Genomic DNA, 14,254 nt, shown 5'->3' on the forward strand with positions numbered 1-14,254 from the left:
CGCTCCCTAAATCCTCCCCATGACAACGCCCCCGATCACCGAACTCACCACGCGCGCGCGCGACGTGTTCCGGCTGGTCGTCGACGCCTATCTGGAGACGGGCCAGCCGGTCGGGTCGCGCACCCTGTCGAAACTCGCGACGCTCAACCTGTCGCCCGCGTCGATCCGCAACGTCATGCAGGATCTGGAGGAAATCGGCCTGCTGGCCAGCCCGCACACCAGCGCGGGACGCCTGCCGACCGAACAGGGGCTGCGCCTGTTCGTCGACGGGATGATGCAGGTCGCCGAACCGAGCGCGGAGGACCGCGCGCAGATCGAGGCGAGCCTGTCCGAAGGCGGGCCGATCGAAAGCGCGCTGGCGCAGGCGACCGCCGCGCTGTCGGGTCTGTCGGCGTGCGCGGGGCTGGTGCTCGTGCCGAAGCATGAGCGCGTACTGAAACAGCTCGCCTTCGTGCCGATGTCGGAGGGGCAGGCGCTCGTGGTGCTCGTCGCGGGCGACGGCACGGTCGAGAATCGCGTCATCGACGTGCCCGCGGGGCTCAACCCCTCGGCGCTGGTCGAGGCGGGCAATTATATCTCGGCGACGCTGGCGGGCCTCACGCTGACCGAAGCGATGGCGCGCGTGCGCCGCGAAATCGAGGCCGAGCGTATCGCGATCGACCGCGCCGCGCAGGATCTGGTCAACCGCGGCCTGGCCGTCTGGTCGTCCGACGGCGCCGACCGCCCGGTGCTGATTGTCCGCGGACAGGCGAACCTGCTCGACGACAGCGCCGTCGGCGACCTCGACCGGGTGCGGCAATTGCTCGATGAACTGGAAACCAAGCAGGACATCGTGCAACTGCTCGACAGCGCGCGCGAAGGCAGCGCGACGCGCATTTTCATCGGCTCCGAAAACAAGCTCTTTTCGCTGTCGGGTTCGTCGGTTATCGCCGCGCCCTATCGCGGCGCCGACGGGCGCGTCGTCGGCGTCGTGGGGGTGATCGGCCCGACGCGCTTGAACTATGCCCGCATCGTTCCCATGGTGGATTTCACCGCCCAATCGCTCTCCAGACTGATACGATAGGTTTATGACGAACAAGGAAAATGACACGCCCGTCGACGACGGACAGGCCGACGACGCCGCAACCCAAACCGCGGCGACCGAAACCGCGGTCACCGAGCCGATGGATGAGACGGCAAAGCTCGCCGAACAGCTTGCCGCGGTGCAGCAGGACCTGCTCTATGCGCGCGCCGAGACGCAGAATGTCCGCCGCCGCGCGGAAAAGGAAGTCGCCGACGCACATACTTATGCCGCGACCAAGTTCGCGCGCGACATTTTGTCGGTCGCCGACAATCTGGGCCGCGCGCTCGCCGCGCTCAGCGACGAACAGCGCGCCGATGAGGCGATCAAGCCGCTCGTCACCGGGCTGGAGGCGACCGAGCGCGAACTTATGAGCGTGTTCGAACGCCACGGCATCACGCGCATTGCCGCGATCGGGCTGCCGCTCGACCCCAACCAGCATCAGGCGATGCTCGAAATCCCGAGCGACAAGGCGCCCGGCACGATCGTGCAGGAAATGCAGGCGGGCTATATGATGAAGGACCGGCTGCTGCGTCCCGCGATGGTGGCGGTGGCGAAGGCGGCGGAGTGAACAAATCTCCCCTCCCCCTTGCGGGGAGGGGATTAAGGGGTGGGGGTAGCGGCGCGTCCGCGCCGTATAAGAATTTGCGACATCAAGATCAGGGACAGAGTCTCTTCGCGCGCAAGCGCGCGGCCCCCTCCCCAACCCCTCCCCGCAAGGGGGAGGAGCTTAGCGGTTACGCCGCCTTGCGCAGCTTCGCCAGTTTCTTCAGCACCATCTCGCGCTTCAGCCGCGACAGATGGTCGATGAACAAAATGCCCTCCAGATGGTCGTGCTCGTGCTGGATGCACGTCGCCATCAGGCCGGTCATGCGTTCCCGATGAGGCTTGCCGTCCTCGTCCTGCCAGTCGACGGTGACTTCGGCGGGGCGCGACACATCGGCATATTGTTCGGGGACCGACAGGCAGCCTTCCTGATAGACGCTATGTTCGTCCGAAAAGTCGGAAAAGACGGGGTTGATGAACACCCGCGGGTCGCGGATCACCTTCTTGCCCTCGGGATCGTCGGGATCGGCTTCCTGCAGATCGATCACCAGGATGCGCTTCGGCACCCCGACCTGGATCGCGGCGAGCCCGATGCCGGGAGCATCGTACATCGTCTCGAACATATCGGCGACAAGCTGCTTCAGCTCGGCGTCGAAGGTCTCGACGGGCTTGGAAATGACGCGCAGCCGGGGGTCCGGGGTCTCGATGATGGGTAGGATGGCCATGGATGCCATTTAGGTATGCACGGCCGGGCGGTCAATGATCGGCGCGATGCAGATTCAGCCCACCGGCCGCCGCGCCCTGAGCGCCTGCGCCAACGTCCCCTCATCGAGATAATCGAGTTCGCCGCCCACCGGCAAACCATGCGCGAGTTGGGTCAGCCGCACCGGATGGCCCTCCAGACGTTCGGCGAGATAATGCGCGGTCGTCTGGCCCTCCAGCGTCGCGTTCATCGCGAGGACGACCTCGTCGATCCCGCCCGCCGCGACGCGCGCGACGAGGGCGTCGATGCTGAGATCCTGCGGGCGCACGCCCTCCAGCGCCGACAGCCGCCCGCCGAGCACATGATATTTGCCGGGAAACAGCCGCGACTTGTCGAGCGCCCAGAGGTCCGACACCTCCTCGACGACGCACAGGCTGCGCGCATCGCGGCGCGGGTCGGCGCAGATCGCGCAGGGGTCGTGCGTGTCGATATTGCCGCAAATGGTGCAGGTGACGAGCCGTTCGGACACGGTTTGCAGCGCGGCGAGCAACGGCGCGAACGCGCTCTCGCGCTTCTTCATCAGGTGCAGCACCGCGCGCCGCGCCGAGCGCGGGCCGAGGCCGGGGAGCCGGGCGAGTTGCTGGACGAGGGCTTCGATTTCGGTGGAGGCCATGGCGCGTGTTTGGCTTGCGGACTGGCATCGCGCAAGGCCGATAGCAGGAGATTGCTTCGCTTCGCTCGCAATGACGAGTTTTGGCGTCATTGCGAGGAGCGAAGCGATGAAGCAATCTCCGGCTATCGATCTTGCACAACCCCGCATCCTCCGCCAAAGGCCGCACCCATGCGTATCGCCTTCATGGGAACGCCGCCCTTTGCGGTACCGACGCTCGCCGCGCTTCGCGCGGCGGGGCACGACATCGCGGCCGTCTACACCCAGCCGCCGCGCCCCGCGCAGCGCGGCAAGAAATTGCAGAAAAGCCCGGTGCAGGTCTGGGCCGAGGAGCATGGCCTTTCCGTCCGCACGCCGCGCAGCCTGAAAGGCGAGGAGGCGCAGGCCGACTTCACCGCGCTCGACCTCGATGTCGCGGTGGTCGCCGCCTATGGCCTGATCCTGCCGCAAGCGGTGCTCGACGCCCCGCGCGAGGGGTGCCTCAACGTCCACGGCTCGATCCTGCCGCGCTGGCGCGGCGCGGCGCCGGTGCAGCGCGCGATCCTGGCGGGCGATGCCGAAACGGGCGTGACGATCATGCAGATGGACGCGGGTCTGGACACCGGCGCGATGCGGCTGATCGAGACGACGCCGATTGCGCGCAAGAGCGCGGGCGTGCTGACGCACGAGCTGGCCGAGATGGGGGCGCTGATGATGCGCCGCGTGCTGAGCGAGCTTCACGCCTTTCCGCCGGTGCCGCAGCCCGAAGAGGGCGTCACCTATGCGGCGAAGATCGACAAGAGCGAGGCGCGGCTCGATTTCCTGACCAGCGCGGTGCAGGTCGAGCGGCTGATTCGCGCGTTCAATCCGACACCCGGCGCGTTTTTCGAGCTGGAGGGTGAGCGCTATAAGGTGCTGGCGGCCGACGTCGTGCATCCGGCCGATACGGTGGTGGGCGCGGCGCCGGGCACGACGATCGACGATGCGCTGACGATCGCCTGCAACCCCGGCGCGATCCGCGTGACGCGCATCCAGCGCGCGGGGAAGCCGGCGATGGAGGCGGGCGAGTTGCTGCGCGGGCGGGGAATCGCCAAGGGGACGCGGCTGGCATGACTCCCCCTCTCCTCCATCGTCACCCCGGACTTGATCCGGGGTCCATGACTTCAGCGCTGCTATGGACCCCGGATCAAGTCCGGGGTGACGAAAATGGGGTCCGCCCATGACCCGCTTCGCGCTCACCATCGAATATGACGGCCGCCCCTATATGGGCTGGCAGCGGCAGGCGCACGGCCCCAGCGTCCAGCAGGCGATCGAGGAAGCGATCCACCGTTTCACCGCCGAGGAGGTGCAGGTGCTGAGCGCCGGGCGCACCGACGCCGGCGTCCATGCGATCGCGATGCGCGCGCATGTCGACATCGCCAAGCCGTTGACCCCCTTCAAGCTGACCGAGGCATTGAACGCGCAGCTTCGCCCCGCGCCGATCGCGATCATCGGGTGCGAAGTGGTGCCGGACGACTGGCACGCGCGCTTCGCCTGCATCGGGCGGTCATACGAATATCGCATCGTCAACCGCCGCGCGCCGCTGACGTGGGACAAGGGGCTGGCGTGGCAGGTCGCGCGTCCGCTCGACGCCGATGCGATGCACGAAGCCGCGCAGCAGCTGATCGGTCTCCACGATTTCACCACCTTTCGTTCGGCGCATTGCCAGTCGCAAAGCCCCGTCAAGACGCTGGACAGGCTGACCGTCAGCCGCCACGGCGAGGAGATCATCATCGAGGCCGCGGCGCGCAGCTTTTTGCACCATCAGGTGCGCTCGATGGTCGGATCGCTCGCGCTTGTCGGTCATGGCAAATGGTCGGCGCGCGATCTGAAGGCGGCGCTGGAGGCGGCGGACCGGCAGGCGCTGGGGCTGAATGCGCCGCCCGATGGATTGTATTTCGTGGGGGCGGTTTATCCCTAAACCTCCTCTCCCATCGGGAGAGGATAGCAAGCCTTGGCGGCGCAGCCGTCTAGGCGCGCTTGGTGAGGGGATCAGCCCTTACAAAAGCCCGCGACGTCATATCCCCTCACCCAGCTTCGCCTAGGCAGCAAGCTGCCAAGGCTGCGCAACCCTCTCCCAACGGGAGAGGGAAGAACGAAAAAAAGGGCGGCCCTTTCGGACCGCCCCTTTCCTTATCGCTATCCCGCGCCCTTACACCTTTTCGGCGTAGTAAAGCGGCGCATGTTCGTTGAGGATCTGAAGGATCTTCGCCTGCGCGGTCTTTTCGTCGCTTTCCTCCATCGCGGCGAGTTCGCGCGCGAGGCGGCTCGACGCCGCTTCAAAGATCTGGCGCTCCGAATAGCTCTGTTCGGGCTGGTCGTCGGCGCGGAACAGGTCGCGGGTCACTTCGGCGATCGACACGAGGTCGCCCGAATTGATCTTCGCTTCATATTCCTGCGCGCGGCGCGACCACATGGTGCGCTTCACCTTCGGCTTGGTGGTCAGCACCTGGAGCGCTTCCTTCAGCGTCTTGTCCGACGACAGCTTGCGCATCCCCACGCCCTCGGCCTTGTTGGTCGGGACGCGCAGGGTCATTTTTTCCTTCTCGAAGCGCAGGACATAAAGTTCGAGCTGCATTCCGGCGATTTCGGATTTCTGCAACTCGATGACGCGCCCCACGCCATGTTTCGGATAAACGACATAGTCACCGACTTCGAAGACGAGCGTGCTTGCGGACATTCAAGTTCCTTTCATTGGCCTTGTCGGGTATGGCAGCGCGTCAACAGCAGTATATCCGGCCCTCGCATGAAGGGGGACAAAGGCGGTCAGGGCGGCGCTCGCCGGTCAGAGTGACAAGGGATGTGGCTCCATCGGAAACGCCGAATATGCCCCAGCCCGGCGGCGGGAAGAGGCAGAATGTCGACGCGTTGATATTAATTATAACAGATTCGCAACAAAATTGCCACCCCTGCGCGGAAATGCGCCGCAGTGACACCTTGACGGCTCCGCACACCCGTTTCACCTTGAAACCAAAGCCAGGATAGGGAGCGGGTATGAAAGATCAAATCTGGTGGGTCACCGGGGCCTCGTCGGGGATCGGCGCGGCGCTGGCGCGGGCGCTCGCGGCGCGCGGCGCGACGCTGATCCTCTCTGGGCGAAATATCGCCGCGCTGGAGGCGGTGGCGAAGGATTGCGGCCCCGACGCGATGATCCTGCCGTTCGAGGCGACCGACTATGCCGCGCTGCCCGCGATCGTTCAGCAGGCGTGGAACTGGCGGGGGCGGATCGACGGGCTGGTGAACAATGCCGGCATTTCGCAGCGCAGCCTGGCGGTCGAGACCGACTTTTCGGTCTATCGGCGGATCGTCGACGTCGATTTGCTCGCCCCGATCGCGCTGACCCAGCAGCTGCTGCCGCGCATGATCGGCGCGGGTGGCGGGCAGATCATCGCCATATCGAGCGTCGCGGGCATCGCCGGCGTGCCGCTGCGCAGCGCCTATTCGGCGGCGAAGCATGGTCTCATCGGCTATCACGACGCGGTGCGCGCCGAAAATGAGCATCTGGGGCTGAAAGTGCTGGTCGTCGCGCCCGGATCGGTGCGCACCAACGTCAGCCGCAATGCGCTCAACGCCGACGGCAGCGTGCGCGGGACGAGCGACGCGGCGATCGACAACGGCCTCGCGCCCGACGATGCGGCGGCGCAGATGCTCGCCGCACTCGATGCGGGCAAGCGCGAGATCATTGTCGCCGAGGGCATGGAAGCGGCGATCGCCGACCTGCGCCGCAGCGATCCCGACGCGCTGTTCGACCGGATGAGCGCGATGGTCCAGGCGGGCTATGCGCAGCAGATGAAGGCGGGCCGCGCGTCCTGAGCCTGAAGGCCCGAAGCCCCACGAAAAAGGGCGGCCCGTCGCCGGACCGCCCTTCTCTTCTCCGCCCGTCGGCGGAAGAAACTTAGCGCTTCGAGAACTGGAAGCTGCGGCGGGCCTTGGCCTTGCCGTACTTCTTGCGCTCGACCGCGCGGCTGTCGCGGGTCAGGAAGCCGGCCGCCTTGACCGGGCCGCGCAGCGCGGGCTCGAAGCGGGTCAGCGCCTGCGCGATGCCGTGCAACACGGCGCCCGCCTGACCCGACAGGCCGCCGCCCTTGACGGTCGCGACGACGTCATACTGGCCAACGCGATCGGTCAGGCCGAAGGGCTGGTTGATGACGAGGCGCAGCGTCGGGCGCGCGAAATAGACTTCCTGGTCGCGGCCGTTGACGGTGATCTTGCCCGTGCCGGGCTTGACCCACACGCGCGCAACCGCATCCTTGCGGCGGCCGGTCGCATAGGCGCGGCCCTGCTTGTCGACCTGCTTTTCGCGGAGCGGCGCAGCCGGAGCGGCCGGGGTCGCGGTGCCTTCGACGGCGCCGGCGAGATCCTTGAGATCGGTCATGGTCTGTTCGTCAGCCATTATGCACCCACCTTGTTCTTGCGGTTCATCGACGCGACGTCGATCACTTCGGGGTTCTGCGCTTCGTGCGGATGTTCGGCCCCGGCGAAGATGCGCAGGTTGCGCATCTGCTGGCGGCCGAGCGGCCCGCGCGGAATCATGCGTTCGACGGCCTTTTCGAGCACGCGTTCGGGGAAGCGGCCCTCGAGGATCTTTGCCGGGCTGGTTTCCTTGATGCCGCCGGCATAGCCGGTGTGCTTGTAGTAACGCTTGTCCTGCAGCTTCTTGCCGGTGAACGCCACCTTGTCGGCGTTGATGACGATGACATTGTCACCGCAATCGACGTGCGGGGTGAACGACGGCTTGTGCTTGCCGCGCAGGATGTTGGCGATGATCGTCGCGACGCGGCCCACGACCAGGCCCTCGGCGTCGATCAGCACCCATTTCTTTTCGACCGTGGCGGCGTTCGCCGAAACGGTCGTCTTGGTCAGCGCCTTCATGGCACGCTCCTTGACAGATATGGACTGGGGCGCCCGGCATGACACCGGCCCGCCCCGAAACAGGCGCGCCGCCTGTCCTGAGCGGACGCAGCGGCGCTTCGACGCGGGCCAATGACGCCGAATGCGCGGAAAGTCAAGTATCGCGCGGCTTTGCTGACGGGTATTATGATACCCTGAGCGGTGAGACCTCGCGACCCAGCCGGTGCAGCGCCGCCGCCGCGACGGCAACGAGGATCGCGCCGACGACCTGATGCGCGACGGCCACCCACATCGAGACCCCCGACACGACGGTCCAGATGCCGAGCAGCATCTGCACCGCGACGACGAAGACGAGCGCGCCCGCTTCGCCCCGCGCGCCGCGCCGCGCCAGGGCGCGGGCGAGCAGCAGCAGGGCGGCGGCGGCCACCCACGACCACCAGCGATGCAGGAAGTGGATCAGAAAGGGATCGTTCGTCAGCGCCAGCCAGACGCCGCCGCTCCAGTCGATCCCCTCGGGCACGAAATGATCGTTCATCATCGGCCAGCTGCTCGAAACATAGCCGGCATTGAGCCCGGCGACCCACGCACCGAGCAGCAGTTGCACGAACAGCACCGCGATGACGCCCAGAGCGGCGCCCGTCAACCGCGCGGGCCGCGCCGCCGGATCGCGCGCGAGAGCGCCCAGGTCGCGCGCGGTCCACACCAGCCCGGCGAGCAGGAACAGCGCGGTCAGCAGATGCGCCGCGAGCCGGTAATGGCTGACGTCGGTGCGATATTCGAGCCCCGACGCCACCATCCACCAGCCGATCGCGCCCTGCAAGCCGACGAGCGCGGTCAGCGCGAACAGCCGCGGGCCATATCCGGCGGGGATCGCGCGACGCCATGCGAACCAGATGAAGGGGACGACCAGCGCCATGCCGACGACGCGGCCGAGGATGCGGTGCAGCCATTCCCAGAAAAAAATCGCCTTGAATCCCGCTAGCGTCATGCCGCGGTTGATCTCCCTATATTCGGGGATCTGCTTGTATTTCTCGAACTCCGCGACCCAATCGGCCTCGTTGAGCGGCGGCAGCACGCCCGACACGGGACGCCATTCGGTGATCGAAAGCCCCGATTCGGTGAGGCGGGTGATGCCCCCCACTCCGACGACGATAATCACGAGCAGGGCGACCGCCCACAGCCAGCGCGCCAGCGCGCCGGGGCGCGGCGCCAGTGCGGGAGACGACGGAGAAAGGGCCGAGCCATTGGTCATGGCCGCCCTATCGTCGCTTGCCGCTCGATAGGCAAGAGGTTGGCATGAGCGGGCCGATCCGGCAATTCATGGCCGCGACAGACACCGCTTGATAGGCCATCGACATGCTGCCCTTCATCCGACCGATGCTTGCCGCCCTCACCTTGAGCGCCGCCCCGCTGGTATCGGCCGCGCCGCTCAATGCTCCTTCACCCTATACCGCGCTCGCCGCGACCGAAGCGCGTGTCGCGGCGATCGGCTTTCGCCTGACGACCGCAAACGCCGCCTGGTGCCCGATGCGGCAGCCGCAGTTCGGGTGGATATGGGGCGATCCGCGCCTGTACGACGCCGACCGCCGCGCCGAGGCGCTGGCGGCTTATGACGCGGACGATGCAAGCCACGCCTTCCTTGCCGCCATCGCGCCGGGTTCGCCCGCGGCCGCCGCCGGGCTGCGGGTCGGCGATACGGTCGAGGCGATCGACCTTGCCCCCGTTCCCGACGGCGAAGGCGACCATCCTTTCGCGCGGATCACGGCGATCGAAGCGAAGCTTGCGACGCGGCCCGCCGATGCGCCACTCGAGCTGCATGTCGAGGCGGGACGGCTCGTGCGCCTGACCCCCCTTCCCGGCTGCGCCAGCGACTTTCGCGTTGAGCCAAAGGACAAGCCCGGCGCGGTGGCCGACGGACGGCTGGTGCTCGTCAATCAGGGCCTCGCCGATTTCGCCGACGACGACGCCGAGCTCGCCGCCGCCATCGCGCACGAGCTTGCCCATAATATCCTTCGCCACCGCGCGCGGCTCGATGCGGCGGGCGTGGATCGCGGGCTGGGCAAGCAGTTCGGGCGCAGCGCGCGGCTGTTCCGCCAGACCGAGGTGGAGGCCGACCGCCTGTCGGTGTGGCTGCTCGCGGGCGCCGGTTATGACCCCGGAGCGGCGGCGCGCTTCTGGTCGAAGTTCGGGCAGCGCAAGGGGCGGCCGCTGTTCCAGGCGGGCACGCATCCCGGCTGGCGTGACCGCGTCGCGGCGCTGGAGGCCGAAGCCGCGGCGATCGCCGCCGCGCGCGCCGTGGGCCAGCCGCTGCACCCGCCGCTGGTCGACGCGCCGCCGCCCTTGGAATAGCCGCGCGAACATCCTATTTCGGCGGCACCCTATTTCTCCCCGACAAGGATCGACGCCATGACCCAAGACACCGCCATTTTTGCCGGAGGCTGTTTCTGGTGCACCGAAGCCGTGTTCCAGTCGCTCGCGGGCGTCGAAAGCGTCGAGAGCGGCTATATCGGCGGCAGCGTCGCCAATCCGACCTACAAGCAGGTCTGCGGCGGCGACACCGGCCATGCCGAGGCGATCCGCATTAGCTTCGATCCGGCGGTGATCGGCTATGACGACCTGCTCGACGTGTTTTTCGCGACGCACGATCCGACGCAGCTCAACCGCCAGGGGGGCGACATCGGCACGCAATATCGCAGCGCGATCTTTCCGCTGAATGACGCGCAGGCGGATGCCGCGCGTGCGGGCATCGAACGCGCCGCGCCCGACTGGCCGGCGCCGATCGTCACGACGATCGAAAAGGCGACCGAATGGTATCCGGCCGAGGATTATCATCAGGCCTATTGGGAGGGCGAAGGACAGCGCAATCCCTATTGCATGGCGGTGATCCCGCCCAAGCTCGCCAAGCTGCGCAAGGGATTCGCCGACCGCCTTCGCACCTGATTTCATGGGACCGCCATCCCGGCCTTCGCCGGGATGACGCATCATGTGCATAAGTGCCTGGCATCCGGGTTCGGATCGCTGTTGCATTATGGCCGCATGACGTCAGTTTTCATTGACTTTCCAGCCGTTTTGACTAGCGGACGCGCCTTCGCTGGGGCAGGATGGCCCCGAAACGCTTTGGGGGCACTGTCCGGTGCTGGCATCATGGTTTCTGATCGGCGCGTTGACGACGACGCCCCAGATATCGGTTCAGGCCGCGGCGCAGTCGGTCGTCGAAGAGGGCGGGATGACGCCGGCGGTCAACCGCATGGTCGGCGGCATCGCCAGCTACGCCCGCTGGCCGGGCGGGACGGCAACCACCCACCGCCATATGTGCGTTGTCGGAACGCCGCGGCTGGCGCCGCGAATGGCCCCTGACACGCCGGGCCGCGGTTCGATTTCGGTGAGCTATGTCGCGGCGTCGGCCGTCAACGCCCGCTGTGACATATTGTTCCTCGGCCGGATGCCTGCGGCCGACCGACGGCAGCTCATCGCCTGGGTGCGCGGGCGCCCTGTCCTTACCATAACCGACGACGACGACGCGTGCCTCTATGGCGCGATGTTCTGCCTCACCGGCCGCGCGGCAAGCCTCAGCTTTTCGGTCAATCTCGACGCGATTGCCCGCGGGCCGCTCAAGATCGATCCGCGCGTGCTGCGCATCGGAGCAGGCGATGGAGGCACAGGATGAGCGGCCCCGTCGAACGGATCGGCGCGCGCACGACGCTGCAAAAGCTGCTGTCGCGTTTCCATTTCGGCATCACCCTGTTCGCGGTGGCGCTGTCGGGCGTGACGATCCTGCTCGCCGGCGTCACCGCGCTTCGAGGTTATGCCGACCGCAACATGGAACTTGCGGCACAGCTCGGCGCCTATGGCGTCGAACCCGCGCTGGTCTTCAACGACCCCGTCGCCGCGCGCGAAGGAATCGAGCCGCTGACGCGCATCCCCGGCATCGCGCGGCTGCGTGTGCTCGATCATGTCGGCAAACCGGTCACCGAATGGAGCTCCCCTGCCGGAGATCCGGCGCCGCTGCTCAGCCGCGCCTTTTTCCCGCACCCCTTTGCCGTGACCGTCCGGCGCAACGGGTCGGCGATCGGCACGGTCGAGGTCTGGGGCGACAGCTCGACCTTGATCGACTATGTGCGCCTCGGCCTGCTCGCGGGACTGGGCTGCCTGCTCGTCACTGCATTGGGGACGATCTTCCTCGCCCGCCGGTTCGAATATGAACTGGTCAAGCCGCTGAACGAGATTGCGACGGTCGCGCATGACGTGCGCCTCCACCGCCGCTTCGACAAGCGCGTGAAGCCGCTCGGCATCGCCGAGCTTGACCGGCTGGGCGGCGACATCAACGCGCTGCTCGACGAACTTCAGGGCTGGCAGGGGCATATGGAAAGCGAACGCGCGCTGCTCGCGCACCGCGCGTCGCACGACACGCTGACCGCGCTGCCCAATCGCGCCGCCTTCGACGAACAGCTTGCGCTGCGGATCGCTGCGGCCGACGCGCGCGATGGCCGGTTCGCGCTGCTGTTCATCGACGCCGACAATTTCAAGGCGGCGAACGACAATTTCGGTCACGCGGCGGGCGATGCCGTGCTTGCCGCGCTGGCGGGCTGCATCAGGAAAACGCTGCGCAAGGAGGATTTCGCAGCGCGGATCGGCGGCGACGAATTCGTCGTCATCATCGACCCCTTTGATGCGGGCGTCGCGCGCGCCGATCTGGCGAACCGCCTGCGCGCGTGCATCGCCGACCCCGTCACCCTGCCCGACGGCGGATCCTATCGCGCGTCGGTGAGCATCGGCGTCGCGGTCTTTCCCGACGACGGCGGCGACGCCACCGCGCTGCTCACCGCCGCCGATGCGGCAATGTATGCCGACAAAATGACGCATCGTTCCCGATAGACCAGCGGAGAAACGCCCATGACCATCATCGCCCCCCAATCGCTGCGCGCGCTGATCCTGGCCGCCTTTGCCGCGCTGCTCGCCGCGTGCCAGAGCCTGCCCGCACCCGACGGATTCTCCCGCGAACAGGTCGCGGTGCTGCAAGCCGAAGGCTTTGTCGAAACCCCGCTCGGCTGGGAACTCAGCATGCCCGAACGCTTGCTGTTTCCCACCAACGAAAGCACCGTGCCGGTGGAGCAGCAGGACCGGATGCGCGAGGTCGCGGCGCGGCTCGTATCGGTCGGCATCACTACCGCGCGGGTCGAAGGCCACACCGATTCGACGGGAAGCGCGGCCTATAATCTGACGCTGTCGCAGGCGCGCGCGGAGGCGGTGGCGGCGCCGCTGCGCGCGGGCGGAATGACCTTCACGGCCGATCAGATCGTCGGCCGCGGCGAAACGCTGCCGCTGTCGAGCAACGACACGGCGGAAGGCCGACAGGACAATCGGCGCGTGGTTGTCATCGTCACGCCGACGCTCGTGTCGCAATAGGCACCCGGCCCGTCCGCCGCCCCTTTTCCTCCGCGGCGTTCGTCGCTAGGTCCGGCAACCATGAAACCGATCCGCAAAGCCGTCTTTCCCGTCGCCGGCCTCGGCACCCGCTTCCTGCCCGCGACCAAGGCGATCCCGAAGGAGATGCTGCCCGTCGTCGACCGGCCGCTCATCCAATATGCGGTTGACGAGGCGCGCGAGGCAGGGATCGAGCAGATGATCTTTGTCACCGGCCGCGGCAAGAGCGCGATCGAGGATCATTTCGACATCGCCTTTGAACTCGAAAAGACGATGTCCGAACGCGGCAAGGACTTGTCGGTGCTCGGGCCGACACGGCTTGGCCCCGGCGCCTGCGCCTATGTCCGCCAGCAGGAGCCGATGGGGCTCGGCCACGCGATCTGGTGCGCACGCGACATCGTCGGCGACGAGCCCTTTGCGATCTTCCTGCCCGACGAGTTCATGCACGGCTCGCCCGGCTGCATGAAGCAGATGGTCGACGCCTATGCCCGCGTCGGCGGCAATCTGATCTCGGTGCTCGAAGTGCCGCACGAACAGCTGTCGAGCTATGGCGTGATCGCGCCGGGCGCGCGCGACGGCGCGCTCACCGAGGTGAAGGGGCTGGTCGAAAAACCGCCGGTTTCCGAGGCGCCGTCGAACCTCATCATCTCGGGCCGCTACATCCTGCAACCCGAAGTCATGCGCGTGCTCGAACGTCAGGAAAAGGGCGCGGGCGGTGAGATTCAGCTCACGGATGCGATGGCGACGATGATCGGGTCGCAGCCATTCCACGCCGTGACCTTCGACGGCGCGCGTTACGACTGCGGATCGAAAGCGGGCTATATCCAGGCCAATCTGGCCGTCGCGCTTGCACGGCCCGACATCGCCGCCGACGTCCGCGCCTTCGCGATCGACCTGCTGAAATAGGGTCGGCTTACGGTTTCCAAAGCGCCGCGTGCCCCCGCGAAGGCGGGGGCCCATCACCTTGTTGGCGCGATTGCAA

The 14,254-nt window shown here is 67.0% G+C and carries 17 protein-coding genes; 11 read left to right on the forward strand and 6 right to left on the reverse strand.

The genetic code is table 11. From position 1 onward, the window contains the following. Positions 1 to 19: 19 nt before the first annotated feature. The gene (hrcA, locus tag SPYCA_RS13215) at positions 20 to 1,063 is read left to right on the forward strand and encodes a heat-inducible transcriptional repressor HrcA (protein WP_120221094.1); all 1,044 of its coding nucleotides are present in this window, start codon (positions 20 to 22) and stop codon (positions 1,061 to 1,063) included. A gap of 4 nt (positions 1,064 to 1,067) precedes the next feature. Beyond that, positions 1,068 to 1,631 carry a nucleotide exchange factor GrpE gene (grpE, locus tag SPYCA_RS13220; protein ID WP_120221096.1) on the forward strand — a complete coding sequence of 188 codons (564 nt, stop codon included), beginning with the start codon at positions 1,068 to 1,070 and terminating at the stop codon, positions 1,629 to 1,631. 166 nt (positions 1,632 to 1,797) lie between these two features. Here grpE and def read toward each other — a convergent pair whose 3' ends face one another. Both def and recR read right to left on the reverse strand, forming a co-directional pair. Next, positions 1,798 to 2,331: a peptide deformylase gene (gene def / locus SPYCA_RS13225; RefSeq protein WP_120221098.1), complete on the reverse strand. Its 534-nt coding sequence runs from the start codon at positions 2,329 to 2,331 to the stop codon at positions 1,798 to 1,800. A gap of 54 nt (positions 2,332 to 2,385) precedes the next feature. Beyond that, complete coding sequence (gene recR, locus SPYCA_RS13230) at positions 2,386 to 2,982, reverse strand: recombination mediator RecR (RefSeq protein ID WP_120221100.1); 597 nt, start codon at positions 2,980 to 2,982, stop codon at positions 2,386 to 2,388. A 168-nt stretch (positions 2,983 to 3,150) separates the two neighbouring features. Here recR and fmt point away from each other — a divergent pair, with 168 nt between their 5' ends. After that, positions 3,151 to 4,071 (forward strand): methionyl-tRNA formyltransferase, encoded by a 921-nt coding sequence (fmt, locus tag SPYCA_RS13235; protein WP_120221102.1) that lies wholly within the window; start codon positions 3,151 to 3,153, stop codon positions 4,069 to 4,071. Between the two features lie 106 nt (positions 4,072 to 4,177). Next, a complete protein-coding gene (gene truA / locus SPYCA_RS13240; RefSeq protein WP_120221104.1) occupies positions 4,178 to 4,918 on the forward strand; it encodes a tRNA pseudouridine(38-40) synthase TruA in 741 nt (246 codons plus the stop codon). Between the two features lie 231 nt (positions 4,919 to 5,149). On the opposite strand, the gene SPYCA_RS13245 is transcribed toward truA, so the two are convergent. After that, the gene (locus tag SPYCA_RS13245) at positions 5,150 to 5,677 is read right to left on the reverse strand and encodes a CarD family transcriptional regulator (protein WP_011540562.1); all 528 of its coding nucleotides are present in this window, start codon (positions 5,675 to 5,677) and stop codon (positions 5,150 to 5,152) included. A gap of 314 nt (positions 5,678 to 5,991) precedes the next feature. Between SPYCA_RS13245 and SPYCA_RS13250 the strand changes: the two genes are divergently transcribed. Further along, complete coding sequence (locus SPYCA_RS13250) at positions 5,992 to 6,810, forward strand: SDR family NAD(P)-dependent oxidoreductase (RefSeq protein WP_120221106.1); 819 nt, start codon at positions 5,992 to 5,994, stop codon at positions 6,808 to 6,810. A gap of 82 nt (positions 6,811 to 6,892) precedes the next feature. Here the strand turns inward: SPYCA_RS13250 and rpsI are convergent, their stop codons facing one another. The 3 genes from rpsI to SPYCA_RS13265 form a co-directional block, all read right to left on the reverse strand. Beyond that, a complete protein-coding gene (rpsI, locus tag SPYCA_RS13255; RefSeq protein ID WP_120221108.1) occupies positions 6,893 to 7,390 on the reverse strand; it encodes a 30S ribosomal protein S9 in 498 nt (165 codons plus the stop codon). Continuing rightward, the gene (rplM, locus tag SPYCA_RS13260) at positions 7,390 to 7,869 is read right to left on the reverse strand and encodes a 50S ribosomal protein L13 (protein WP_120221110.1); all 480 of its coding nucleotides are present in this window, start codon (positions 7,867 to 7,869) and stop codon (positions 7,390 to 7,392) included. The genes rpsI and rplM overlap by 1 nt, the downstream gene beginning before the upstream one ends. Before the next feature lie 163 nt (positions 7,870 to 8,032). After that, complete coding sequence (locus SPYCA_RS13265; RefSeq protein ID WP_120221112.1) at positions 8,033 to 9,100, reverse strand: COX15/CtaA family protein; 1,068 nt, start codon at positions 9,098 to 9,100, stop codon at positions 8,033 to 8,035. Between the two features lie 104 nt (positions 9,101 to 9,204). Here SPYCA_RS13265 and SPYCA_RS13270 point away from each other — a divergent pair, with 104 nt between their 5' ends. From SPYCA_RS13270 to galU, 6 genes are all read left to right on the forward strand, one after another. Next, positions 9,205 to 10,197 (forward strand): M48 family metallopeptidase, encoded by a 993-nt coding sequence (locus SPYCA_RS13270; protein ID WP_120221114.1) that lies wholly within the window; start codon positions 9,205 to 9,207, stop codon positions 10,195 to 10,197. A 57-nt stretch (positions 10,198 to 10,254) separates the two neighbouring features. Continuing rightward, a complete protein-coding gene (gene msrA, locus SPYCA_RS13275; RefSeq protein ID WP_120221116.1) occupies positions 10,255 to 10,788 on the forward strand; it encodes a peptide-methionine (S)-S-oxide reductase MsrA in 534 nt (177 codons plus the stop codon). Between the two features lie 193 nt (positions 10,789 to 10,981). Then, a complete protein-coding gene (locus SPYCA_RS13280; RefSeq protein ID WP_120221117.1) occupies positions 10,982 to 11,515 on the forward strand; it encodes a YfiR family protein in 534 nt (177 codons plus the stop codon). Beyond that, positions 11,512 to 12,723: a diguanylate cyclase domain-containing protein gene (locus tag SPYCA_RS13285; RefSeq protein ID WP_120221119.1), complete on the forward strand. Its 1,212-nt coding sequence runs from the start codon at positions 11,512 to 11,514 to the stop codon at positions 12,721 to 12,723. The genes SPYCA_RS13280 and SPYCA_RS13285 overlap by 4 nt, the downstream gene beginning before the upstream one ends. An 18-nt stretch (positions 12,724 to 12,741) precedes the next feature. Continuing rightward, positions 12,742 to 13,254 carry an OmpA family protein gene (locus SPYCA_RS13290; RefSeq protein WP_120221121.1) on the forward strand — a complete coding sequence of 171 codons (513 nt, stop codon included), beginning with the start codon at positions 12,742 to 12,744 and terminating at the stop codon, positions 13,252 to 13,254. Between the two features lie 60 nt (positions 13,255 to 13,314). Further along, positions 13,315 to 14,178 carry a UTP--glucose-1-phosphate uridylyltransferase GalU gene (galU, locus tag SPYCA_RS13295; RefSeq protein ID WP_120221123.1) on the forward strand — a complete coding sequence of 288 codons (864 nt, stop codon included), beginning with the start codon at positions 13,315 to 13,317 and terminating at the stop codon, positions 14,176 to 14,178. Positions 14,179 to 14,254 lie beyond the last annotated feature (76 nt).

This window comes from Sphingopyxis sp. FD7 (genome assembly GCF_003609835.1).
Lineage (GTDB): Bacteria > Pseudomonadota > Alphaproteobacteria > Sphingomonadales > Sphingomonadaceae > Sphingopyxis.